A 23,616-nucleotide genomic window follows, 5' to 3' on the forward strand; every position below is an offset into this window, starting at 1 on the left:
GGCCGGCGGGCCGCCTCAGCCCGGCCCGCCGCCGGGGGCGGGACTCCCGGGCGCCCCGCCGTCCTCCGGAACCGGGGCGCGGGTGTGCAGGCGGCGCACGGCGTCCACCGTGTCCGCCTGCTCGGGGCGCTTGTCCTCGCGGTAGCGCACGACGCGGGCGAACCGCAGCGCCAGGCCCTCGGGGTAGCGGGGCGAGCGCTGCACGCCGTCCAGCGCGATCTCCACCACCAGTTCGGGCCGCACCCGCACGCCCCACGGCTCCCGGGCGGCCGCCAGCTCCTGCAACCGCTCGGTCTGCCAGGCCAGCAGCGCGTCCGTGAGCCCCTTGAACGTCTTGCCGAGCATGGCGAAGGAACCGTCGGGCCGCCGCGCGCCCAGGTGCAGGTTCGACAGCGTGCCGCTGCGGCGCCCGCTGCCCCACTCGGCCGCCAGGACCACCAGGTCGAGGGTGTGCACCGGCTTCACCTTCAGCCAGGAGGCGCCGCGCCGACCCGCGCTGTAGGGCGCGTCCAGCGCCTTGACGACGACGCCCTCGTGCCCGCGGGCGAGCACCTCCCCGGCGAAGCGCCGGGCCGCCTCCCGGTGCGCGGCGCCGTCCGGGTCCAGAACGGTCAGGCGCCGCACCCGCAGCGGCTCGGGCACGGTGGCGGCCAGGGCGGCGTGCCGCTCGCGCGCGGGCAGGCCGAGCAGGTCGCGCCCCTCCACGGCCAGCAGGTCGAAGAAGACGGCGCACAGCGGCAGCGCCCGCCGCGCGGCCCCCACGTCGACGCGGGAGCCGACCCGGCCCGCGACGTCCTGGAACGGGCGGGGGCGGCCGTCCGCGTCGAGCGCGATGACCTCGCCGTCCAGCACGGCCTGCTCCGTGCGCCACCGCCGTGCCGCGTCGGTGACCTCGGGCAGCCGGCCGGTGATGTCGTCCAGCGTCCGGGTGTAGACGCGCACCTCCGCGCCGTCCCGGTGCACCTGGACCCGGATGCCGTCGAGCTTCTCCTCCACGGCGCAGGGGCCGAGCCGGTCCAGCGCCTCGTCCACGTCCCGCGCCGTCTGGGCCAGCATCGGCTGCACCGGACGGCCCACGGTGAGCCGGAAGTCCGCCAGCGCCCCGGGGCCGCGGGCGAGCAGGGCCCGCGCCACCGCGCCGAGCGAACCGCCCAGCATCACCGCCCGGCGCACCCCGGCCGCGTCGGCGTCCGCCGCCGCCGCGAGGCCCTCCACCGCCAGGGCGTCCAGGGCGCCCTGGCGCAGCTCCCCGGTGATCAGCCGGACCAGGAAGTGCTGCTCCTCCTCGGTGGCGGCGCCCATGAGCTCCCGCAGCAGCCGCTGCCGCTCCGCCTGGGCGCCCCGGCCGCGCACGGCGGCGATGGCCGCCAGCGCGGCGTCCACCCGGGACACGGTCAGGCTCGGCGCGCCGGCCGGCCCGGTGTGCCCGGTGAGCGTGCGCCAGCCCACGCCGATGCGGCGCTGCGGCAGCCGCCCGGCCAGGTAGGTGACGGCGACGGGGGCCTCGTCGGGAGCGATGGCGCGGAACAGCTCCGCCAGCAGGGCGACCTTGGCGGCCCGGGAGGAGGTGGCCGCGACGGCGTTCGACGTCCGGGCGAGGTCGGCGAGCAGCATGCTCCCATCCTGACCCGGACGCGGCGGGCCCGCACGGGCGCGCCGGCAAGGGGCGCGGGACCGCTGCCCGCGCCGGGAACGTTGTGCTATACACGGGCCCATGGGACAGCAGTACGCCTCCGGCGGCGCCGCACCGGCCGGACCGGGACGGCGCGCCGATGGCTGAGCCGGGAGGGCGCCGCGCCCGGGACCGGGACGAGGAGGGCCGCGCCCGCAACGCCCGCCCGCGGGACGGCCTCGGCCGCCCGCTGCCCTACGGGCACCGCGGGGTCGAGCGCCAGCCCGAGGCGGTGGTGCGCGCCCCCCGGGAGTCGCTGGCCGAGGCGCAGCGGCTGCTGGACGCGGGACGTCCCTTCCACGCCCACGAGGTGCTGGAGGACGCCTGGAAGTCCGGCCCGGAGGCGGAACGGGAGCTGTGGCGCGGGCTGGCCCAGCTCGCCGTCGGGGTGACGCACGCGGCGCGCGGGAACACCGCGGGCGCCGTCACGCTGCTGCGGCGCGGCGCGGGTTCCATCGCGCCGTACGAGGAGGCGCCGCCGCACGGCGTGGACGTGGCGGGGCTCGGCGCCTGGGCGGCGGCGCTCGCCCGGGAGCTGCCCGGGGCCCCGGCCGCTCCCGGCGCGGCGGACCTGGCACCCCGGCTGCGCGGCTGAGCGGCCGTCTCCCGGGGTCCGGCGGGGCGCGGTCACGGAAGGTGGAGAAGGCTTCTCGTTGCGTACGGGCGGCCGGGCACCCCGTGCTTCCTGCGACGACGCCGACGGCGCCGTGCCGCGGAGCGCGCGCCTGGGCGTGCGGCACATCCCGCGCGCCGCCGCCTGTGCGCGGCGCACAGGGGTGGTGGGCGGTCTCCCACTAGCGTCCGCACGGACCTCGTACCGCACACCAGCAGCGCATCGGGCCGGCCGACGCCCGGGCCGGCCGCTGCGCCGTCCCTGGGGGGAGTCATGCAGCGAATGGTTGAGCCGTCAACTGACAAGTGGACCGGCCGCGGGGGAGGCCCGGCGTCACCCTACCGGGGGAGGGACCGTGCCCACCCGCGGCGGTGCCGCCGATGACCGGTGCCGTCGAGTTACCCTGGCTGGTCCGCTGCGGCGAGGAAGCCCCGCGCGAACTGCGCGGTCACCAGGGCGGCGTGGTGCAGGCCCCGCGCCGCAGCGCCCTGGACTCCCTCTCGGCCATGCGGCAGCACGGACTCCCGGTCGGCGCGGTGCTCGTCTGCCTGGTGCACCAGGTCCTGCACATCCCGATCACCCCCGACGAGGGTCCCTGGCGCTGGCCGCCGAGCACCACCCTGTGCCGGCGGCGCACGACCCGCTGCGGCGCCCCTGACGGCAGCGACCTGGGCTACCGGCCCTGCTCGGGCCGCTTCTGGCTGCTGCCGCCCGACACCCCGCAGCGGCTCACCGACGGCCCCGCCCTGTACGACACCCTCTGCCGCGTCCGGTCGCTGCGGCGGCGCGCGCCGTCCGGCCGGCACCGAAGGGTCCTCGCGCAGGGGGCGGTTCCGGAAGAATCACCGGCCGGGCCGCACGAGTGGTCCGCCGCCCGGGGGCCGGACGGGCCGCACGACCCGTACGACCCCTACGACCTGTGCCGCCGCTGGACGTCCTGAGAGGCGGCCGGGCGCCGCCGTCACGACCTGTACGAAGGGAAAGCATGCGCATCGGGGTCCGGCTGGGCACCCGCGAGGTCCACGCCGCACTGCTGCACGGGGCGCGTCTCGCCGGCGCCGCCTCCGCCCCGCACGCCGCGCCGTCCGGGCCGCGGGCGGCCGGGCTGGAGGCGGCCACACTGGAGGCGGCCGGACGGGTGCTGCGCGGGACGGCCGCCACCGCCCCGTCCACCATCACCTCCGTGACCTGGGACATCTCCGCCCCCCTGGAGGCGGCGCTCACCGCGCCCGCCGCCGGGGCGCCGTCCGGCACGGTGCCGCGGGCCCGGCCGGTGGCCGCGCTGCGCCTGGTCCCGCGCCCGCCCGCGGTCCCGGCCGCCGGCGCCCACCCCGCCGGGCTGATCCGCTCGCTCGTCGCCTGGCGCGGGACCGCCCCCGGCGGCCACGACCTGTTCGGCACCGAACTCGCCCCGCCCGGGGTGGACGCCGCCCTGCGCTGCGCCGAGGCCGTCATCGCCGCCGGGCTCACCACCGTGGCCGTCACCGCCACCGGAGCCACCGCCCGCGCCGACCACGAGGTCGCCGTCGCCGCCGCGCTGCTGGAGCGCTTCCCGGAACTGCGGCTGTGCCTGTCCCACGAGACGGGCGGCCTCGGACTGCTCGAACGCGAGGCGACCACGGTCATCAACGCGGCTCTCCTGGACCCGGCCGACACCCTGATATCCGGCTGCGAGCAGCTCACCGCCGCCCTGCCGGGCCGCCCCGCCTGCTGGTTCGCCACCGGGGACGGCGGACGCGTCTCGGGACGCCGGCTGTGCTGGCTGCCCGTGCTCGGCCTCGCGGCGACCCCCGCGACCGCGCTCGCCGCCGCCGCCCGGCTGGCGGGCACGGCCGACGCGCTGGTCGTCCTCGTCGAGGGCGAGCGCGTCGCCGCCGGGCAGGTCCGCGAGGGCCTGCCGCACGTGGAGTCCGACCTCCCCGGCGTCGCCGGGGTCCGCACCGCCGCGCCGCAGCCGGTGCTCACCACCGCACCGGCCCGCACCGCGGGGACCACGCTGCTGGCCGCCCGCACCCGGCACACCGCCGACGTCATCGCCGCCCTCGACGCGCCGGGCCTCCGGGTGGCCGAGGAGATCGTGCGGCTGTCCCGGAGCGCGACCGTGCTGCTGCGCCCCGAGGCCGACCTCGCCGCCACCGGCGCGGCGGGCACCGAGCCGAGCGCCTGGCTGGACCTGCTCGTGCCCGTGGGCGCGGCCGAGAGCCTGGAGGAGGTGCAGGCGCAGGCCGAGCAGCGGGCCCTCGGACTGGTGGCCGCGCACGGCGCCGAACCGGGCAGCGCCCGCATCGTCCGCTCCTCCGCGACACCCGTGGGGTACCTGCGCATCTACCGCCTCCAGGTCCGCGCCGGCAGCGGCCGGTGCGTGGAGAGCGCCGCATGACCGGCACCGCCCCGCGCCCCGCGCCGCTGCGGCACATCGCCGCGGCCGACCTGCCCGTGCTCGTCGCGGGCAACGAACTGCTCAGCTCCGGCCGGGGCGCGGCCGGTCTGGACGGACTCACCCTGTGCGTCTCCGCCCTGCTCGAACGCCACGGCCCCGTCCCGCTCGTCCCGCTGGACGCCCTGCCGCCCGACGCCCGCTGCGCGGCCGTCGGCGCCGTCGGCGGCTTCGCCCCGCTCATCGAACTCCCGCTCACCGGAGACGAGTTCGCCGGAGCCGTGCGGATGCTGGAGGACCGCACCGGCGCGCCGCTGGACGCCGTCGTCGCCCTCAACTCCGCCGGTCCCAACGCGCTCGTCCCCATCGCCGCCGCCGCCGCGCTCGGCCTGCCCCTGGTCGACTGCGACGGCATGGGCCGCATCCTGCCGCTCATCCACCAGACCACCTACGCCCTGGCCGGACTGCCGGTCACCCCGCTCGCAGGCATGAGCGCCGCCGGGGACACGGTGCTGCTGGAGACCTCCAGCGCCCGGGCCGACCTGCTGCTGCGCGGCGTCGTGGACGCCTCCGGCGGACTGATGACCTGCGCCATGTACCCGGCGACGGCGGCCCGGCTGCGGCCCGCCGCCATCCGCGGCGCCACCAGCCGGATCATGCGCATGGGCGAACTGCTGACCGCGCCGAGCCGCCACTCCGCCGTGCTCGCCGGACTCGCCCGCACCACCGGCGCCCGGCTGCTGGCCAGCGGACGGGTGGAGGCGCTCGACCTGCCCACGCCGCCCGCCGGAGCCCGCCAGTACCCCTCGGTGCCGACGTCCATCGTCGTCTGCGACCCGGCCTCCGACGGCCCCGTGGTACGCCTGGAGGCGCAGAACGAGATCCTGCTCGCCCTCATCGACGGCGCCGTGGCCGCCGCCGTGCCCGACGTGGTGTGCCTTCTGGACCGCCAGAAGCTCCGCCCCGTGGGCATCGAGGGCGTCGCCGTCGGCGACCACGTGGACGTCCTGGTCGTCCCCGCCGCGCCGATGTGGCACACCGCGGCCGGACTCGCCCTCGCCGGGCCCCGCGCCTTCGGGTTCCCGGTACGTCACCCGAACGAGGAAGGCAGCCGATGACCCGCGCCCGCCCCGCCGGGCCCCTGACCGTGGCCGAACTCGTGCGATTCGGGCCGCTGTGCAGCGCCACGGTGTGCGCCGGGAGCCACCTGGACCGCCCGGTCACCGGGGTCAGCCTGGTCTCCGACCTGGACCAGGCGCGGCAGTGCACCCCCGAGACCGCCATGGTGCTGCACCCGGCCGCCGCACACGGCAGCTGGGCGCTGGAGGCCGCGCTGCGGTTCGCCTGGGAGCGCAACGCCTCCTGCGTCGTGGCGCCGCGGGCCGTCCCCGTCACCGGCTCCACGCCGCAGCTCGCCGAACGGCTGCGCATGCCGCTGCTCTCGGTCGACGACCCGCCCCGCCTCGCGCTCGACCTCGCCGTGGCCATCGCCGACACCGAGGCCGCCCGCGCCCGGCTCATCGCGCGCTGCGCCGTGCTCTTCGGCGAACGGTCCTCGCTGCGGGACATCGTGGGCGTCATCAACACCGAGGTGCCCGGGGCCCTCGCCGCCCTCCTCACCCGCGACGGCTACCTGCTGGCCGGACGGGCGGCCGCGGGGCGCGGCGACGACGAGGGCCACCGGATCACCGTGCCGGTGCCGGGACCGGACGGACGGCCGTGGGCCACCCTCGTCGCGCAGCTCACCGAGGCGTCACCGTCCTGGGCGGACACCGTGGGCACCATACTCAAGCTGGCGCGGGCCCCGATCACGGCGGCCGGAGCCGGGCTGCGCCTGTCCCTGTCCCACCAGGCCGGCCGCGACCGGCTGCTCCTGGACACCCTGCTGCGCGGTGAACCCGCGCTCCCCGCGCAGCACGGCACCGCCGCGGCCCCCTGCCCCCCGGAGGGGGCCGCCCCCGGGCCCGAACAACTGGCCCGGGAGGCGGGTTGGCCGGTGGACGGCCACCACGTCGCCGTCCAGCTGCGCCCGGCCCACGACGCCCCGGACGACCTGGAGACCGTCGCGCCCGGCGTCATCGCCGCCTGGCAGACGGGCCGGTCCGTCGCCCCCCTGGTGCCGCAGCGGCACGGCTGGACGACCTGGTTCACCGACACCGACTCCGAACGGGTGGCCCAGCTCGTGCGGCGCCGCCTGACCCAGGCCCGCATCCCGCTGCCGCTGACGGCGGGCGTCGGCGAACCGGGGGAGGGGGTGAGCGGGCTGCGCCGCTCGGTCGCCGAGGCGGAACTGGCCGCGGCCGCCGCGAGCAGGCTGGCCCCCGGCAGCGTCGAGCGCTACGCCCGGCTCGGGCCGCGCGCCGTCCTGGCCGCGCTGCCGGTGCCCGAACTCGCCGAGGCGGCCCGCACCCTGCTGGCCCCCCTGCTGGCCGACCCCAAGGCGGACGTGCTGCTGGCCACCCTGGCCGCCCTGCTGGACTGCGCGGGCTCCACCGGACAGGCCGCCACCCGGCTCGGGGTCCACCGCAACACGGTGCTGGGACGGCTGGAGCGCATCCGGGGGCGGGGCGTCGACCCCGACGCGCACGACGGACGCCTCGCGCTGCACCTGGCCTGCCACGCCCTGCTCAGCACCGGCGGCGCGGCCGCGCGGCGGCCGGACGGGTGAGCGGCCCGCCGGCGGCGGCCCGCCGCATGACCCCGCGTCAGCCGCCGGTGCCGCCCCGCCCGGCGCCGTAGCGGTCCGCCGCGTGGGCGGCGGACACCTGGCCGTCCAGCACGTCCGCCCGCACCGCCGCCGGGTCCCGGCCGGCGGCGTCCCCGTACCCGCCGCCGCCCCCGGTCATGCAGCGCACCACGTCCCCGGCGCGCAGCGCGAGTCCGTTGCACTTCAGCAGCCGCCGCTCGTCCGGGCGCCCCGGATTGATGACGACCTCCGGCGGCCGCGCGTCCTGCCCGCCCGACAGCCCCCAGGCCGGCGTCACCGACCGCTCGAACCACAGCGACACCGTGCAGTCGGCCAGCGCCCGGTACTCCCGGACCACCCCGTTGCCGCCGCGCCACCGCCCGGCGCCGCCGGAGTCGGGACGGATGCCGTAGTGCGTCACCCGCAGCGGGTAGCGCGCCTCGAACACCTCCACCGGCAGGTCCTTCAGGGAGCCGTTGACGTTGTTGATGAGGGCGTCCTGCCCGTCCGAACCCCGCCACGCGCCCCAGCCGCCGAGCGTCGCCTCCAGGCTGACGTAGGGACGCGCCACCCTCGGGTCCGTGCCCGCGAACATCACCACCATCGAGTCGCCGTGGCTGGCCGCCGCCACCCGGTCCGGCAGCGCGGGCGCCAGCGCCCTGGCCACCAGGTCGATGAGCAGTCCCAGGTGGGAGAAGTACCACTGGCACGCGGCGGGCGACCGGGCCCCGAACACCGAACCCTCGCGCACCCGAACGCTCAGTGGCCGGAACGAGCCCCCGTTGCCCGGCACGTCCGGGCTCACCAGCAGCTTGTAACCGACCCGGCAGGCCGACACCGCCTGCGCCGTACCGCAGTTGACCGGCCCCGTCGTCTGGTCGGCCGACCCGGTGACGTCGAACTCGATCTCCGGCCCCGCGACCGTCACGCGCAGCCGCACCGGCACGGGCGTGTCCAGGTCGACACCGTCGTTGTCGAGGAACCCCTCGGCGGTGTACACGCCGTCCGGGACCGCCGCGATCACCTCGCGCTCCAGCCGCTCGGTCTGCCGGAAGATCTCGTCGCGGGCGGCACGGACGGTGTCCAGGCCGAACCGGGCGACGATCTCCGCCAGCCGCACCTGGCCCATCCGGATGGTGGCGATCATCGCGTTCATGTCGCCGGTCGTCGGGTACGGGAAGCGCACGTTGCTCGCGATGGTGTCGATGACCTGCGGCACGTCCCGCCCGCCCTCGACCAGCTTCTGCGGACCCATGCGCAGGCCCTCCTGGAAGATGGAGACGGAGTCCATCGACCCGCCCGGATCCTTGGAGCCGACGTCGATCCAGTGCGCCCGCGTCGCGGTGAACCCGGCCAGCTCCCCGCCGGTGAACACCGGACCGAAGATGGTCACGTCGTTCAGGTGCGTGCCGCCCAGGTAGCTGTCGTTGAGCACCCACACGTCGCCCGGCTGCCAGGCGTCCCGCCCGAACCGCTCCTCGGTGGCCCTCGTGCAGCTCTCCAGGTTGCCCAGGAAGATCGGCAGACCGGCCGACTGCCCGAGCACCTGGTGCTCGTCGTCCAGCAGCGCCACCACGCAGTCGCCGCACTCGTAGATGACGGGCGTGTACGCCGAGCGCATCAGGATGGCGTTCATGTCGTCGGCGGCCGAGATCAGCGCGTTGCGGATGATCTCCACGGTGACCGGGTCGATCCCGGCCGCCGCGCGGCCGGCGTGCGTGAGTGTCACTTCCCCTCCCGGCGGATGACGAGCGAACCGAAGGAATCCATCGTGACCCGGTGGCCCGGCGGCACCACCGTCGTGGCGGTGGGCTCGGTGACCACGGCGGGCCCGGCGAACGCGTGCCCGGCCCGCAGCTCCTCGCGCGCCACGACGCGCGCCGGGTGGCGCCGCCCCGCGAACACCACCGGACGCCCGCGCCCGGGGACCGGCGCGCCGCCGGCCGGCGGCACCCGCTCCGGCCCCGCGCGCCCCAGGTCGCCCAGCGCGGTCACCCGCAGCGCGGTGAACTCCACGGGGGCGCCCGGGTTGGCGTGCCCGTAGCGGCTCTCGTGCAGCCGCGCGAACCGCTCGGCCACCCGGCGGCGGAAACCGGGCGAGGCCGGCTCGTCCGGCGCCGTCAGCGGCACCGTCAGGGTGTACTCCTGGGCCGCGTACCGGACGTCGAGCGCCGCCCGGACGCGCCGTGCCCCGGGCGGCACGCCCTCGCTGTCCAGCGAGGCCAGCGCCCGGCCGGCGGCGGCGCGCAGCCGGCCGGCGAGGTCGGCGCCGTCCAGGTCGGCGTCGAGGCGGAAGTAGGGCTCGGCGAAGTCCCGGCGGATCTCGCTCTGGAGCATGCCCCAGGCGGACAGCGCCCCGGGGAAGCGCGGCACGACGACCTCGCCGATGCCCAGCTCCCGGGCGAGGAAGACACTGTGCATCGGGCCGGCCCCGCCGAAGGCCACCAGCGTGAAGCGGGCCGGCTCGATGCCGCGCGAGACGGTGATCGTGCGGATGGCCTGCGCCATCTTAGCGTTGGCCACGTCGCAGATCCCTTCCGCCATCGCGGCGGCGTCCAGGCCGAGTTCCGCACCGAGCCGGGCGAGGGCCGCCTCGGCGAGGTCGGCGCGCGGCGCGATCCCGCCCCCGAAGGCCGCGGGGTCGAGGCGGCCGAGGCGGAGGTTCGCGTCGGTGACGGTCGGCTCCGTGCCGCCCCTGCCGTAGCAGGCGGGGCCGGGGTCGGCCCCGGCCGAGCGCGGCCCCACCCGCAGCCCGCCCGCCTCCGCCCAGGCGACGGAGCCGCCCCCGGCGCCGATGGTGTGGAGGTCCACCACGCTCATGAGGACCGGCAGCCCCTCCAGGCGCGCCTCCGGGGCGATGTCGGGGCGCCCGTCCACCACGAGCGAGACGTCGAAGGACGTGCCGCCCATGTCCACGCAGATCAGGTCGGGGCGCTGGAGCGTCTCCGCGAGCGCGACGCCGGCCATCGTCCCGCCGACCGGCCCCGACAGCAGGGTCTGGAGCGGGCGGCGCCGGGCGGACTCGGCGGTGATGACGCCGCCCGAGGACTGCATGACGTGCAGCGGCGCACCGGCCCCGCGCTCGGCCAGGGCCCCGGTGAGGGAGGTGAGGTAGCGCTGCACCACCGGGCCGATGTAGGACTCCAGCACGGCGGAGGAGGTCCGTTCGTACTCGCGCCACTCGTTGGCCGCCTCGTGCGACAGCGACAGCGTCAGGCCGTCCCCCAGCTCCTCGGTGAGGATCTCGCGGGTGCGCAGCTCGTGCACCGGGTTGGCGTGGCTGAACAGGTAGGCCACGGCGATCGCGGTGAAACCCTCGTCCCGGTAGCGCCGGGCGGCCTCGCGCACGGCCGCCTCGTCCAGCGGCTCGATCTCCGCGCCCGACGCGTCCAGCCGGCCGCCGACGGGGACGATGTCGCGCAGCGGCACCAGCGGCTCGGGCTTGCGGTAGTGCAGGTCGTACAGGCGCGTCCGGGGGCCCCTGGCGATGTGGTAGGTGTCCGCGGCGGCGGCGCCGGCCAGCAGCAGCACCCGGGCGCCCCGGCGCTGGAGGAGCGCGTTGAGGCCCTGCGTGGTGCCGTGCACGAGGAAGGAGAGGTCCCCCGCGCGGTCCACCACGTGGCCGAGCGCCGTCAGCACCCCCTCGGTGAGGTCGTCCGGTGTCGTGGACGCCTTCGCCGCGCGGTACCGGCCGGTCCGCTCGTCGTACACGACCACGTCGGTGAACGTCCCGCCGATGTCCAACGCCACGCGCAACGCGCCCATCCACGCCCCTCACTGTGCGGTTCGCCGGCGGCCTCGCGGGCCAGGCTAGGGCAGGAGGCGAACGCCTGTACTGGATACCGCGCACATCGCGCCACGCCGTCCCGGTGCGGGACGCACAGCCGCCCGGGCGGCGGACCCGTCCGGCGGCGCGGCGCTGCGGCGGTGCGGCCCTGCCGGGGCGCGACGGCCCGGCGGCACGGGGCGGTCCGGCGCCGGTTCGTGCCGGAACGCCCGGGTCACGCCTTTCCGTCACCCGCACGGGGTGCCCAGTTCGGTGACCGTCCCATTACTCTTGTCGCACCACGGACAGGCCCCGACCCGCCCTGGCAGACCTGGTCGTCCGGGACCCGACCCACGGAGTAGTGATGAACGCGGCCCCTCCTCGCCGCCCCGCGCGGCAGCAGCTGCACGGGCGGCACCTCAAGCGGCTGCGCCGCTCCTGCGAGAGGCTCCTCACCGCGCTGGACGTCGTCGATTCGGCCGACATCCTCGCCCTGTGCGAGCACCTGGGGCAGCGCCGTGGCCGCCCCGTCCGCCCGGCCCCGGTGGACCTGCGCAACTCCGGGGTCTACGGCCTGTGGATCGCCACGCAGGACGCCGACTTCGTCCTCTACGAGGCACACACGAGCAAGCTCCACCAGGAGCACATCATCGCGCACGAACTCGCGCACATCATCTGCGACCACCACCGGGACGACGCCCTGGACGACGCCACCGCCCGGCTGCTCTTCCCCAGCCTGGAACCCTCCACGGTGCGGGGCATGCTCGGGCGGTGCGGCTACCTGGACGCCGAGGAGCAGGAGGCCGAGCTGATGGCCTCGCTGCTGCTCACCCGGGTGCAGCGCAAGTCGGCCGAGGCGGTGTGGGAACTGCCCGCCGAGGACGCGCAGACCATCGCCAGGATCGAGAGCGTCGTCGGACTCGACGCACGGCAGGACCGGAGCTGACACCGATGTTCTACCAGGTGCTGTCGTGGAGCTGCGCGCTGGGCGGGCTCGTCGCCCTCGTCTACAAGCTCCCGGCCCTGCCCCGGCACCGCGGGGACGCCGCCTTCATCGCGCTGTGCGTGTACTTCCTGTGCTCCAGCCTCAGCTTCTTCGTGGAACTGGACCAGCTGCGCACCCACATCGCCGAGATCCTGCGCTACCAGAACATCACCACGTTCCTGTGCCAGGCGCTGGTGGTCGTGCTGACCGGCGCCCAGCAGGTCGTCCTCGTCCACTGGTCCCACCCGCCCGCGCAGGCGCGCGCCAAGGCCCGGACGCGGATCATCGGGTACGGGGCGGCCCTCGCGGTGCTGGCCGGGCTGTTCTTCTTCGTCAATCCGCCGCAGCGGGTGGGCACGGCGGAGGTCACCGTCCTGCTCAACCTGGAGAACCCGCGCTACGCGGTGTACTTCTCGCTCTACCTGGCCGTGTGCGCCGTCGGCCAGGTGGAGGCCGTCCGGCTGTCGACGCGCTACGCCCGCATGGCGCACCGCTCCTGGCTGCGCTCGGGCATGTGGGCGGTCGCCGTCGGCGCCTCCCTCATCCTCGTCTACTGCCTCATCCGCTACCTCCAGATCATCGCCATCTGGACGGGACTGCCCGAACCGTGGGACGACCTGTACTGGATCGCCGGCAGTGTCGGCTCCCTGTGCCAGGTCTTCGGCTGGACGGTCCCCTCCTGGGGCCCGCGGCTGTCGGAAGCGGCGCAGTGGGTGGCCAATTTCCGCTCCTACCGGCGGCTGCGCCCCCTGTGGTGGGCGCTGTACCGGGCCAACCCGGCCATCGCGCTGGCCCCGCCCGCGTCGCGGTGGTGGGAGCTGGTGCCCCCGCGCGACCTGGAGTACCGGCTCTACCGCCGCGTCATCGAGATCCGCGACGGCCAGCTCGCCCTGCGCCCCTACATGGACCCGGCCGCCGTGCGGGCCGAGGCCGCCCGCCTGGGCGTGTCCGCCGAGGCCCCGTCCACCGCGTACGAGGCCCTGCTGCTGCGGACGGCGCTCACCGCCCGGGACACCGGCTCGGCCGCGCCCGCCGGGCCGTCGGAGACCGTCACCCACGCCCCCGACGGCGACATCACCGAGGAGATCGCGTGGCTGACGCAGGTGGCGGGCCACTTCCGTGACCTGCCCGCGGGCCGCGCCCCGGCGGGCGCGGAGCGCACCTCCGCCGGGTCCTGAGCCCGCGCGCAGCCGTCCGCCAGGGTGCCGTCCGGCACTCCATTTCCCGAGGGAGCCTTCATGGAGCCCGGTCCACCGGACCGTGATGCCCGCTGTTTCGCCCGCGCCGTGCGCCTTCTGACGGAACAGGCGCTCGCCCTGGAGGCCCGCGCGGGCGCCGTCACCGCCGGACCGGCGGCCGCCCGCGCCGCCCGGCGTGCCGGAGCAGGGTGGCGGCGCGTGGCGGCGCGCGAGCTGCGGCCGGGCAGCGAGGCGTGCGCCGCCTTCGCCGAGCTGTCGCAGGTCGCCGGCTGGCTGCTGTTCGACGCGGGCCGCCACCCTCTGGCAAACCGTTTCTGCTGGCAGGCCCGGGCCCTCGCCCGCGCCTGCGGCGAACGGGCGGTGGAGCAGCTCGTCCTGGCCACGCTCAGCATGCAGGCCGCCCACCTCGGGCGCCCCGACGCGGCGCTGCGCCTGGCGGAGGCCGCGCTCCTGGACGCGCCGAGGATGCCCGCCCGCGTCGCCGCCGTCTTCCGCGTCCGGCAGTCCCGGGCCCTCGCGCTCACCGGCCAGCGCGCCCGGGCGCTGCACGCCGCCGGCCACGCCCGCGCCCTGTTCCTGGACGGGCCGCAGCCGGGGGACCCCGCCTGGACGTGGTGGATCGACGAGCGGGAACTGGCCGGGCACCTCGGACTCGTCCACGCCGGGCTCGGCGAGTGGAGCCGCGCCGTGGACCGGCTGGAACCGGCCGGCGCGGCGGGCGACCTCGCCGGCCCCACCGCGTTCCGCGCCCTGTTCACCGCCGAACTCCTCGCCGCCCAGCTCCACGCCGGGGCCTGGCACGACGCGGCCCGCCTCGCCGCCCGGATCGCGCCGCGGGCGGCGGCGATCGGCTCGGGCCGGGCCGCGGGCGTCCTGCGGCGCTCGCTCGCCCCTCTTGTCGCACGGCCGGACGCCGCCCGGCCCGTCACGGAGGCCGGCGCCGTGCCCGGCCCCGTGCGCGAGGCGGCGCACTGGCTGTCCGCCGGTCTGCGGACGCCGCCCGGCGACGCCGCCCGGATGCCCACCGAACCGCACGAAGGGAACACGTAACGTGTCGAAGGAACCCCCGACCCCCGTGGCGAGAACGCCGCACTGGCTGCTGCCGAGCCTGACGGCGGCCGCCCTGATCCTCAGCGCCGTGTCCCTGGCGCTCGTCTTCCTCGCCCTCGGCCGGCAGGAGGCGAGCGGCGCCGACCGGCCGGTCAGCACTCCCCACGTCCTCGCCGGGCAGGCGTCCGCCCAGGGGCAGGAGTACATGGAGACCCGGCTGTTCTTCGGCACGGGCCGCCATGACGGGAAGCCGCCCATCACCGAGGACGAGTTCCACGCCTTCCTCAACGACTACATCACCCCGCGCTTCCCCGCCGGGCTCACGTTGCAGGAGGGCCACGGCCAGTGGCGCGACCGCGACGGCGACGTCAACAGGGAGCGCTCCTACGAGCTGATCCTCCTGTACCCGACCACCACGGCCAAGGACAGCGACGCGGCCATAGAGGAGATACGCCGCGCCTACACCACCCGGTGGGAGCTCGAATCCGTCGGACGTGTCGACGCCCGGGTCCGCGTGGACTTCTGACCGCACCCGGGGGAGCGCGCCCCGGGGCGCGCTCCCTCCCCGGGGCGTCCCTCCCGCGCGCCCGGCCGCGCGGAAACCGCCCGCGGCACACCGCGGCGCCGGGCGGGCTGGTCTCCCAGCCCGCCCGGCGCCGCGGTCGCCCGGGCGGTCAGCCCGGCTTGCCGCGGCTGGAGAGCATGTCGCGCACGCGGTCCACCATCCCGGCGCCCGGCCCGAGCAGCTTGTTCCCGGGCGGGGTGTCCGGCGCGGACGGGTGCGGGCGGGTCGGGGCCGACTTCTTCGCCTTGCGCACCTTCTCGCCCAGCTCGTCCAGCGTGCCGGGGGCGGTGGAGGCACGCAGCGCGGGGAAGAGGTTCTCCTCCTCGTCCCTGACGTGCGAACGGACCTCCTGCATCAGCCGGCCGAGCAGCCGGTCGAACTCGGGGTCGTCGGCGCCGCAGCCCTCCAGGTCCTTGAGGATCTGCTCGACCTCCTGGTGGTCGGCCAGTTCCCGGTCCGCGATCGCGTCACCGTCGGGCACGTGCTCGCGGACGGCCGGGTAGAGGTGCATCTCCTCGGCCACCGAGTGCCGTACCAGCTCGATGGACACCTGCTCGGCGTAGGTCTTGCGCTGCCCGTCCCCGGCCGGCAGCGCCTCGATCCGGCCGAAGAGCTCCTCGACCTCGCGGTGGTCGGTGGTCAGCTCGTCGATGACGTTCCCGCCGTGTCCCATGGTGAAAGCCCTCCTTGTGCAGGATGTGGTCGCTCGGGACCCTGGTGTGAGGGTGCCCGGGCCCAGCGCGTTCCCCGCCCGGTACGGCGTAATCACGGCCGTACCGCCGGACGGCGGTGCGGTCCCGGCGCTGTTTCACCACCGGGTTCCCGGGTACACCGGACGCCGCACACCGCGAACCCGGCCCGCGCCGCGCCCGCGCCGCCGAGGTGACCGGCTCCGGTCGTCGAGAGGAGACATCCATGACCACCGAGCACGGACCGAACAAGACCGGCCCGCTCCGGGACGACGAGGCCAAGCACGAGGTCCAGGGCGAGATGAAGGCGGGCCGTTCGGTACGCGCGGACGAGTTCCGGGAGCCGGAGGCACCGGGCGAGGACCAGCCGGAGACGGACCGGGCGCCGGACACCACGCTCACCGGCGGCACGCCCCCGGGCATGGACGCCGACGACGTGGAGCTGCGCAACGACCTGGCCCGCCACCTGGGCATGAGCGTGTACCCGGCCGAGCGTGACGGCGTCCTGAGCGCCCTGCGCGAGAACAACGCGCCCGACGGGCTGGTCTCCCTCGCGGCGAACCTGCCCGGCGGCCGGTCCTACGAGAACGTGCAGGACATCATGCGGGCGCTGGGCAGGGGCACCGAGGAGCGCCGCACCTGACCCGCGCCCCCGCCCGGCCCGGGAGGGCGCCAGGCCCGGGCGGGCGGGGGCGGTGACGGCGCGCGTGACCACGCGTGGGGCGGCGGGCCCGGTCGGTGGACCGGGCCCGCCGCCCCACGCGTCCCGCGGGCTCAGCGCACCACGAGCCGCCGTCCCGCCGCCGCGGCGGCGACGAGCCCGGTCGCCAGCGCCACCCGGCGCGCGGCGGTGCGGCGGCGGCCGCCCCAGCCGCCGTGCACGGCGCCCCGGCCGGGGGCGGGCGTGTACAGGTTGCCGTGCCCGGACGGCGCGGACTTCCTGCGGGACAGGTGCGCCTTGTCCACCTGCCGCGTCATCAGGCGCTCCGCGCGGGCGGGGGAGCGCCGCGCCGAGCGCACCAGGGCCCGCCCCGCCGGTCCGACGACCACCTCGCGGCGCGGCTTGTCCGCCAGGCCGACGATCGCGTGGGCGACGCGCTCGGGGCTGTAGACCGGCGGCATGGCCAGCACCTTGCGTCCGGTGTAGTTGGCGCTCTGCTCGAACAGCGGGGTGTCGACCGTGGCCGGCAGCACGGTGCAGACGTGCACGTCCTTGTGGCCGTCCAGCCGCAGTTCCTGCCGCAGACTGCCGCTCAGCGACCGCACGGCCGCCTTCGACATCCCGTAGGCGTGGGTGTACGGCTGGCTGACCTCGGCCACCACCGAGGAGACGTTGACCACCGTGCCGCTGCCCTGCTCCCGCATCACCCGCAGTGCCGCCCGGGCGCCGTGGAGCGAGCCGAGCACGTTGACGTCCAGCACCGTGCGCAGGTCGCGCAGCGGCACCTCCTGGAACGGTCCGAAGACCGTGACGGCCGCCGCGTTGACCCACACGTCGATCCGCCCGAACTCCTCCACCGCGCGGTGCGCCAGCCAGCTCACCTCCTGGTTGTCGGTGACGTCCGTCGGGACGACCAGGGTGCGCGCACCGCGGAACCGCCCGCACTCCTCGGCCGCCGCCTCCAGGGCCCGCTCCCGGCGGGCCGCCAGGACCACCGCGGCGCCCTTGCGGGCGAACGCCTCGGCGGTGGCCCGGCCGATGCCGCCGGACGCCCCCGTCACCACGACCACGGAATCGCGCACACGCATGCTGTGACCTCCTTGATCCTTCGCGGACCGGATTGCGACGGCGGACCGTGGCCCGGCCCGCCCGACGGACCCGGGTACCCGCACCCGTCCGGGCCAAGCGCGGCGCGCGGAACCGCGAATCGAGAGGTTTTCCGGGCGCTGTTCCGTGTGACTCAACGGGGTCCGCCGCAGGCCCGAGCACCCGGGGTTCGGAAGTGAGCCCCGCCGCCGTTGGCCCGGACCGCCGTCCGGGCCAACGGCCGGCCCCGCCCGCCGGGCGGCGCGCGGCGTCAGGGCTGTTCCGGCTCGATGCCCAGGGTGTTGATGACGAACGCCAGCATGTGGTAGTGACCCGCCAGCATGGGCAGTTCCACCAGGTCCCGTTCGGACAGCTCGCCGGCCAGCGCGGCCCAGGTCGCGTCCGACAGCCGGGCGTGGGCGTGCAGTTCGTCGGCGGCGGTCAGCAGCAGCGCCTGCCGGGGGCTCCACCCGGGTGCGCCGGGCCCCTCGGCCACCCGGGCGACGTCCGCCGGGGACAGCCCGGTCCCCGCCGCCAGCCGCTCGTGCTGCACCCACTCGTACCGGCAGCGGCAGTTGCGGGCCACCCGCAGGATCACCAGCTCCCGGTCGGGCGCGGGGAGTCCGGCGGCCAGCAGCAGGTGGGCGCCGAACCCCAGCCACGAGGTCAGCAGGTCCGGGTTGCGCGCCAGGGTGGAGAACAGGTGCAGGTCACCGAGGCGGCCCGCGCCGAGGCCGGACGCGCTGAGGTCCGTGTCGAGCACGTCCCGCGCCGACGCGGCCCACAAGGCTTCCGGCTGCGGCGCGATCCGGGGGCGCCCCGGCGCGCCGTCCGGGGGCCAGGGGACGTCGGCGGCGTGCGCGGACATGGCTCAACCCTTCCGGAAAGCGGTGTTCAGCCGACGGCGCCGGCTCCCGGATTATGTCGGCGCGCCGCTGACGGGCCAACAGGCCCGGCTCCGGCGCGCTGCGCGACCGGCGGGAACCGGCCACCGGCGCCGGACGCGGGCCCGGCGCCGGGCCCGCGTCCGGCGCCGCGCGCTTCCGTGCCGGGGTGACAACGCGGCGCCCGCGGCCCTTCGGCCCGGTGACAGGTTCGCCCTGCCGCGCGGAGCCCCGGCCGCCCGCCCCGCCGCACCGAGCGCCCCGCACCGGCCGTCCGGCGCGTGCGAGAGTGGCGCGTTCCGGCCCGCGCGCCCGGCCCGGTACCGAGCGGGGCGGGGCGGCCCTCAGCGGGTGGCGGTGAGGAAGGCCGCCGCGGCGGCCGCGTCCGGGTGGCAGGAGAACTCCGTCAGCAGTCCGGTGATCTCCAGCAGCCGTTCGAGCTGCGGGGGGACGGCTGCCAGGCACAGCACACCGCCCGCCCCGGCGGCCTTCCGGTGCGCGGTGAGCAGGGCGCGCAGTCCGGAGGAGTCGCAGAACGCCAGGGGCGAGAGGTCGACGATGAGCCGGGTGCCGCCGGAGTCGACGACCCCGGCGAGCGTCTCGCGCACGGCCGCCGCCGTGTCCATGTCGAGGTCGCCGCTGACGGTCACGACCCGGTGGCCGTCCAGGTCGCCCAGGCGCGGCGCGGGAGGGGAGGGGGCAGGGGCCGCCTGCCCGCCGGATGCCGAGTCGGGACCGCTACCGTGCATCGCTGTCTCCTCATCTCCCCGCACCCGGCCGATCCGCACGGGCCACGGCGAAACCCTTGACCCATGACAATGCTTCAGAGTTGTAATGCAGCGTGCGGCGCGGGGTCAACCCCGCCCTCCCGCGGCCCGGCCGGACCCGGGCCGGCCGGTCTCCGCAGCCCCCGGAACCGTTGCATTACGGCAACGGTATTCTTTCCGGTCAGGTGGTGCACACCATGGCCGCAGGGTCATCGCCGTCGCTGCCGTGGCACGTCAAAGCCCAGTTCCCGCGGTGCGGCACCCACTGTCTGCGGCCGGATGAAAGCAAAGTGATCGGTGTGGAGAGATTCGCCGCCGTGGAGCGAGCCCTGCGTACGGCCGCCCCGCACATGCTGCTCGACGTCGTCAGGGCCGCGCTGACGGAGACCTACGGTGCCACCGGCGTCGGGCTGCGGCTCGCCGACTACGGCGTCACCGTCCTGCGGGCCGTCGAGTCCGTGCCCGGCACCACCGCCCCGGTGTCCGTCCACGACAGCCCGCAGGGCCGCGCCTTCGGCTCCCAGGAACCGTGCCTGGAGTCCGGCGACGACGCCGCCACCGTGACGCTGCACCTGCCGGTCACCATCCGGGGCGACCGGATGGGCGTCCTCAGCGTCGACCTGCCCGCTCAGCGCTACAGCCCGGACCTGGTGCCGGAGTTGCAGCACATCTGCGAGGCGCTGGGCCACGAGATCCTCGTCGCCGAACGGGACACCGACTTCTACCTGCTCGCCCGCCGGGCCGCCCGGCTCACCCTCGCCGCCGAGATGCAGTGGCAGCTGCTGCCCGGACGGTCCTGCTCCCGCACCGAGTTCGCCCTCGGCGGCCACCTGGAGCCGGCGTACTCCGTGCACGGGGACAACTACGACTGGTCCGCGTCCGCCGACGACCTCACGCTGACCGTCACCAACGGCATGGGCGAGGGCATGGCGGCCTCCCTGCTGACCAACCTGGCCGTCAACGCGCTGCGCAACGCGCGTCGCGCCGGGCTGAGCCTGGCCGACCAGGCGTACCTGGCCGACCAGGCCGTCTACGCCGAGCACCGCGGCGCCGCCTACGTGTCGGTGCTGCTGATGCGCTTCGACCTGGTCAAGGCCGAGGTGGAGGTGGTCGACGCGGGGTCACCGCGGCTGTGGCGGATGCGCGCCGGGCAGGTCGAGCAGGTGTCCTTCGAACACCAGTTGCCGCTGGGCATGTTCGAGGAGACGGTCTACACCACCGAGCGCTTCCGGGTGGAGCCCGGCGACCGGCTGCTGTGCGGCAGCGACGGGGTCTACGACGCGCTGTCCTCGGCCGGCGAGAGCTACGGGGAGCGGGCGCTGGCCCGCACCCTCACCGCCACCCGGCTGCTGCCGGCCCCCCAGGTGCCCCGGGCCGTCCTGCGCGAGCTGGCCGCCTACCGGGGGCCGAAGCCGCTGGACGACGACGCCGTCGTGGTGTGCCTGGACTGGTTCGGCAGGTGACGGCCGCGCCGGACGCCCGCGCCGCAGGGCCGCAGGACGTCAGGCCGAGCGCGCCGAACCGTCCTGCTCCCGGTGCGGCACCGCGGCCTCGCCGACAGCGCTCCTGAACCCCCGCAGCCCGTCGACGAGCGCCTTCCTGGCGGACGGCGGCATGCCGGAGATGGCCGCCAGCAGCGCCTCCTCGCGGCGGGCGCGCAGGTCCGTCAGATACGTTTCGCCGTGGCTGGTGAGCCGCAGCTCCACCTCCCGGCGGCTGACCGGGCTCGCCGCGCGCTCGACGAACCCCAGCGCCTCGAGGCGGTCGCACATCCGGCTGACCGAGGAGGGCGCCGAGCCCAGGAGGTCGCCCAGCGTGCGCAGGTTGATGCCGCTGTCCCGGTCCAGGACGTACATCACCCGCAACTGGGAGGTGGAGACCGGCGCGGGGGAGACGGCGTCCCTGCCCCGCTCCCACAGCACTTCGAGCAACTCGATGATCTCGTAGGCCAGGTGAGCGGCCGTACGGGACTGCCGGGACGGGGTGGCGGGATTCACGCCCATAACTGTGACACTCCGCATCGGACTTGTCAGCGCGGGAAAGGCGACCGGCGCCTCCAGTCCTCGGGTAGACGGCGTGCGACCACCTTATATCCGTACTCCCCGGGCCGGTCCTGGGCCCTGGCACCGGGAGCCGGGAGCGCGCCGTCGCGCGAGCCGGTACCGGGCGGTGGTACGGGGTAGCCGGTTCGGCGCAATCCGGCGCCCGCGACGCGGCCCGCCCGACGTGGCGGCGCCCCGCGGGCCGCCACGGCCTGTTGCATGGACCCGCCGCGGCCCGCCGGGCGGCCCCGTACGCCCGCCCACGCCCCACGCCCCGCTCGCCGGAGCGGCCCGCCGCGGAACCCACGAGGTGAAGGAGTGGTTCCAAGATGGACGTCCCGCTGCGGGCCGCGGCCACAACCCGCCGGGCAGGGCCCGCGCGGGCGGACCTGCCGGACCTGGCCGGTCCCGGCTTCTGGCGGCTGCCGCCGTCCCGGCGGCTGGAGGCGTTCGCCCGGCTGCGCACGCTTGCGGAACCGGCGTACTTCGTCGAGCGGCCCGCCACCTGGCACGGCCGCGAGCGCGGCTTCCACGCGCTCGTCCGGCACGCGGACGTCGTGACCGCCAGCCGCACGCCACGGGTGTTCACCAGCGCCCCGGGCGCCACGACGCCGCCTCCGGCGCGCTGGGTCCGGGCACTGTTCGGGGACTCCATGGTGAACCTGGACGGCCCCGGGCACGCCCGGCTGCGCCGCGTCGTCTCCCGGGCGTTCACGCCCCGCGTCCTCGCCGAGGCGGAACGGGACGTCGCGGCGGTGGCCGCCCGCGTCGTGGACGACATGATCGCCGCGGGCCCCGGTGACTTCGTCAGCGCCGTCGCCTCCCGGGTGCCGTTCGAGGTCATCTGCGACCTCATGGGCATTCCCGCGCACTGCCGGCCCGCCATCCTGGACGAGGTCGGCCGCGCCTCCGAGAACACCGGCGTCCACCGCGGGCTGCGCCTGCCGGGCCGGGGGCTGCGCGCCCTGGCCCGGATGCAGCGCATGGTGGCCCGGCTGGGCAGGCAGCGGCGCCGCGAACCCGCGGGCGACCTCCTGTCCGCGCTGGTGACCGCGCGGCCGGGCGGCGAGACGCTGTCCGGCCGCGAACTCGGCGCGTTCTTCTCGCTGCTGATGGTCGCCGGGGTGGAGACCACCCGCAACGCCCTCGCGCACGGCCTGGTGCTGCTGACCGCCCACCCGGAGCAGCGGGCGCTGCTCGCCGGGGACTTCGAGCGGTACGCGGACGGCGCGGTGGAGGAGATCGTGCGGCACGCCACCCCGATCATCCAGTTCCGCCGCACGGTGGCCGAGGAGTACGCGCTGGGCGGCCGCACCTTCCGGCCCGGCGACACGGTCGTCCTCTGCTACGCCGCCGCCAACCGGGACCCGGAGGTCTTCCCCGACCCCGACGCGTTCGACATCACCCGCAGCCCGAACCCGCACCTCGGCTACGGCGGCGGCGGGCCGCACTACTGCCTGGGCGCGCACCTGGCACGGCTGGAGATGCGGGCCCTGTTCGGGGAACTGCTGGCCCGCACCCCCGGCATCCGCGCGACCGGGGAACCGGTGCTCGCCCCCTCCAGCTTCGACCACCGCGTGCGGTCGCTGCCCTTCACCCTCACCCCGCCGTAGCCGGTGGCGGCCGCACTCAGGGCAGCGGCGTGCCGCCGGTGGCGTTGACGATCTCGGCGGTGATGTAACTCGCCTCCCGGGAGGCGAGGAAGACGTAGGCGGGCGCCATCTCGGCGGGCTGCGCGGGGCGTCCCAGCGGGGCCTGCGCCCCGAACTTGGTGGTGTCCGGCATCGTCGCGGGGATCAGCGGCGTCCACACCGGTCCCGGCGCCACCGCGTTGACCCGGATGCCGCGCGGGGCCAGCATCTGCGCGAGGCCCTGGGTGAACGTGGCGATGGCTCCCTTCGTCGTCGCGTAGTCCAGCAGGTGCGGGCTGGGCTTGTACCCCTGGACGGAGGTGGTGTTGATGATGCTGCCGCCCTCGGGCATGTGCGGGAGGGCCATCTTCGACAGCCAGAACATGCCGTAGAGGTTGGTGCGCACCGTGCGGTCGAACTGCTCGGTGGTGATGGCCTCGATGCCGTCCGGCTGCGACATCTGGAAGGCCGCGTTGTTGATGAGCACGTCGATGCGCCCGAACTCGGAGACGGCCCGGTCCACCAGCGCCCGGCAGTTCTCCTCCTCGCGGATGTCGCAGCTCACGGCGACGGCCTCGCGTCCGGCCTCCTCGACCAGGCGCGCGGTCTCCCGGGCGTCCTCGGCCTCCTCCTCCAGGTAGGTGAACAGGACATCCGCGCCCTCCCGGGCGAAGGCCAGCGCCACGGCCCGGCCGATGCCGGAGTCGCCGCCGGTGAGGACGGCCTTGCGGCCCGCGAGCCGCCCGCTGCCCCGGTAGGACTCCTCGCCGTGGTCCGGCGGCGGGTCCATCGGTCCCGTCCACCCCGGGTGGGACTGCTCCTGCGCGGGCATCTCGGGCTGCGGGTACTCCTCCGCCGGGTTCTGCCGGCCGCGCCGCTCGTCCGCCACGTGGAACCTCCTTCTGGGCGGCCCCGCGGCCGCCGCGTCTCGGGTGACGGCCAG

21 protein-coding genes are annotated in these 23,616 nt (G+C 76.3%); 12 read left to right on the forward strand and 9 right to left on the reverse strand.

The window, feature by feature from the left end:
• Positions 1-15: 15 nt before the first annotated feature.
• A complete protein-coding gene (locus V1J52_RS02560; RefSeq protein ID WP_330137860.1) occupies positions 16-1,614 on the reverse strand; it encodes an ATP-dependent DNA ligase in 1,599 nt (532 codons plus the stop codon).
• 158 nt (positions 1,615-1,772) lie between these two features.
• Between V1J52_RS02560 and V1J52_RS02565 the strand changes: the two genes are divergently transcribed.
• The 5 genes from V1J52_RS02565 to V1J52_RS02585 all read left to right on the forward strand — a co-directional run bounded on the left by V1J52_RS02565 (position 1,773) and on the right by V1J52_RS02585 (position 7,330).
• On the forward strand, positions 1,773-2,267 hold the full coding sequence (locus V1J52_RS02565; RefSeq protein WP_330137861.1) for a DUF309 domain-containing protein: 495 nt from the start codon (positions 1,773-1,775) through the stop codon (positions 2,265-2,267).
• A 398-nt stretch (positions 2,268-2,665) separates the two neighbouring features.
• The gene (locus tag V1J52_RS02570; protein WP_330137862.1) at positions 2,666-3,226 is read left to right on the forward strand and encodes a hypothetical protein; all 561 of its coding nucleotides are present in this window, start codon (positions 2,666-2,668) and stop codon (positions 3,224-3,226) included.
• 44 nt (positions 3,227-3,270) lie between these two features.
• Positions 3,271-4,665: a hypothetical protein gene (locus V1J52_RS02575; RefSeq protein ID WP_330137863.1), complete on the forward strand. Its 1,395-nt coding sequence runs from the start codon at positions 3,271-3,273 to the stop codon at positions 4,663-4,665.
• The gene (locus tag V1J52_RS02580; protein WP_330137864.1) at positions 4,662-5,780 is read left to right on the forward strand and encodes an S-methyl thiohydantoin desulfurase family protein; all 1,119 of its coding nucleotides are present in this window, start codon (positions 4,662-4,664) and stop codon (positions 5,778-5,780) included. Before V1J52_RS02575 ends, V1J52_RS02580 begins: the two co-directional genes overlap by 4 nt.
• Complete coding sequence (locus V1J52_RS02585) at positions 5,777-7,330, forward strand: PucR family transcriptional regulator (RefSeq protein WP_330137865.1); 1,554 nt, start codon at positions 5,777-5,779, stop codon at positions 7,328-7,330. Before V1J52_RS02580 ends, V1J52_RS02585 begins: the two co-directional genes overlap by 4 nt.
• A gap of 37 nt (positions 7,331-7,367) precedes the next feature.
• Here V1J52_RS02585 and V1J52_RS02590 read toward each other — a convergent pair whose 3' ends face one another.
• The gene (locus V1J52_RS02590) at positions 7,368-9,077 is read right to left on the reverse strand and encodes a hydantoinase B/oxoprolinase family protein (RefSeq protein WP_330137866.1); all 1,710 of its coding nucleotides are present in this window, start codon (positions 9,075-9,077) and stop codon (positions 7,368-7,370) included.
• On the reverse strand, positions 9,074-11,113 hold the full coding sequence (locus V1J52_RS02595) for a hydantoinase/oxoprolinase family protein (RefSeq protein ID WP_330137867.1): 2,040 nt from the start codon (positions 11,111-11,113) through the stop codon (positions 9,074-9,076). Before V1J52_RS02595 ends, V1J52_RS02590 begins: the two co-directional genes overlap by 4 nt.
• Positions 11,114-11,478: 365 nt before the next feature.
• On the opposite strand from V1J52_RS02595, the gene V1J52_RS02600 reads away from it, so the two are divergent.
• Genes V1J52_RS02600 through V1J52_RS02615 form a run of 4 tightly spaced genes read left to right on the forward strand, consistent with a single transcriptional unit; the run spans position 11,479 to position 14,874 of the window.
• On the forward strand, positions 11,479-12,060 hold the full coding sequence (locus V1J52_RS02600; protein WP_330137868.1) for a toxin: 582 nt from the start codon (positions 11,479-11,481) through the stop codon (positions 12,058-12,060).
• 5 nt (positions 12,061-12,065) lie between these two features.
• Positions 12,066-13,277 (forward strand): MAB_1171c family putative transporter, encoded by a 1,212-nt coding sequence (locus V1J52_RS02605; protein ID WP_330137869.1) that lies wholly within the window; start codon positions 12,066-12,068, stop codon positions 13,275-13,277.
• A gap of 60 nt (positions 13,278-13,337) precedes the next feature.
• Positions 13,338-14,348 carry an NsdA family TPR-like regulatory protein gene (locus V1J52_RS02610; RefSeq protein WP_330137870.1) on the forward strand — a complete coding sequence of 337 codons (1,011 nt, stop codon included), beginning with the start codon at positions 13,338-13,340 and terminating at the stop codon, positions 14,346-14,348.
• A gap of 25 nt (positions 14,349-14,373) precedes the next feature.
• Positions 14,374-14,874 (forward strand): DUF3574 domain-containing protein, encoded by a 501-nt coding sequence (locus tag V1J52_RS02615; protein ID WP_330137871.1) that lies wholly within the window; start codon positions 14,374-14,376, stop codon positions 14,872-14,874.
• A gap of 148 nt (positions 14,875-15,022) precedes the next feature.
• Here V1J52_RS02615 and V1J52_RS02620 read toward each other — a convergent pair whose 3' ends face one another.
• Complete coding sequence (locus V1J52_RS02620) at positions 15,023-15,586, reverse strand: hemerythrin domain-containing protein (RefSeq protein WP_330137872.1); 564 nt, start codon at positions 15,584-15,586, stop codon at positions 15,023-15,025.
• A gap of 242 nt (positions 15,587-15,828) precedes the next feature.
• Here V1J52_RS02620 and V1J52_RS02625 point away from each other — a divergent pair, with 242 nt between their 5' ends.
• A complete protein-coding gene (locus V1J52_RS02625; RefSeq protein ID WP_330137873.1) occupies positions 15,829-16,245 on the forward strand; it encodes a DUF2795 domain-containing protein in 417 nt (138 codons plus the stop codon).
• A 131-nt stretch (positions 16,246-16,376) separates the two neighbouring features.
• On the opposite strand, the gene V1J52_RS02630 is transcribed toward V1J52_RS02625, so the two are convergent.
• From V1J52_RS02630 to V1J52_RS02640, 3 genes are all read right to left on the reverse strand, one after another.
• The gene (locus V1J52_RS02630; protein WP_330137874.1) at positions 16,377-17,351 is read right to left on the reverse strand and encodes an SDR family oxidoreductase; all 975 of its coding nucleotides are present in this window, start codon (positions 17,349-17,351) and stop codon (positions 16,377-16,379) included.
• Positions 17,352-17,620: 269 nt separating this feature from the next.
• On the reverse strand, positions 17,621-18,217 hold the full coding sequence (locus tag V1J52_RS02635) for a carboxymuconolactone decarboxylase family protein (RefSeq protein ID WP_330137875.1): 597 nt from the start codon (positions 18,215-18,217) through the stop codon (positions 17,621-17,623).
• A 360-nt stretch (positions 18,218-18,577) separates the two neighbouring features.
• A complete protein-coding gene (locus tag V1J52_RS02640) occupies positions 18,578-18,982 on the reverse strand; it encodes an STAS domain-containing protein (protein ID WP_330137876.1) in 405 nt (134 codons plus the stop codon).
• 317 nt (positions 18,983-19,299) lie between these two features.
• On the opposite strand from V1J52_RS02640, the gene V1J52_RS02645 reads away from it, so the two are divergent.
• Positions 19,300-20,463 carry a PP2C family protein-serine/threonine phosphatase gene (locus V1J52_RS02645; protein ID WP_330137877.1) on the forward strand — a complete coding sequence of 388 codons (1,164 nt, stop codon included), beginning with the start codon at positions 19,300-19,302 and terminating at the stop codon, positions 20,461-20,463.
• A 39-nt stretch (positions 20,464-20,502) separates the two neighbouring features.
• Here V1J52_RS02645 and V1J52_RS02650 read toward each other — a convergent pair whose 3' ends face one another.
• A complete protein-coding gene (locus V1J52_RS02650; RefSeq protein WP_330137878.1) occupies positions 20,503-21,003 on the reverse strand; it encodes a MarR family winged helix-turn-helix transcriptional regulator in 501 nt (166 codons plus the stop codon).
• A 368-nt stretch (positions 21,004-21,371) separates the two neighbouring features.
• Between V1J52_RS02650 and V1J52_RS02655 the strand changes: the two genes are divergently transcribed.
• Positions 21,372-22,655 (forward strand): cytochrome P450, encoded by a 1,284-nt coding sequence (locus V1J52_RS02655; RefSeq protein ID WP_330137879.1) that lies wholly within the window; start codon positions 21,372-21,374, stop codon positions 22,653-22,655.
• 16 nt (positions 22,656-22,671) lie between these two features.
• Here V1J52_RS02655 and V1J52_RS02660 read toward each other — a convergent pair whose 3' ends face one another.
• Positions 22,672-23,505, reverse strand: a complete 834-nt coding sequence (locus V1J52_RS02660) for an SDR family oxidoreductase (protein WP_330138104.1) — start codon at positions 23,503-23,505, stop codon at positions 22,672-22,674.
• Between the last annotated feature and the right edge of the window lie 111 nt (positions 23,506-23,616).

This window comes from Streptomyces solitudinis, assembly GCF_036323765.1.
Classification (GTDB): Bacteria; Actinomycetota; Actinomycetes; order Streptomycetales; family Streptomycetaceae; genus Streptomyces.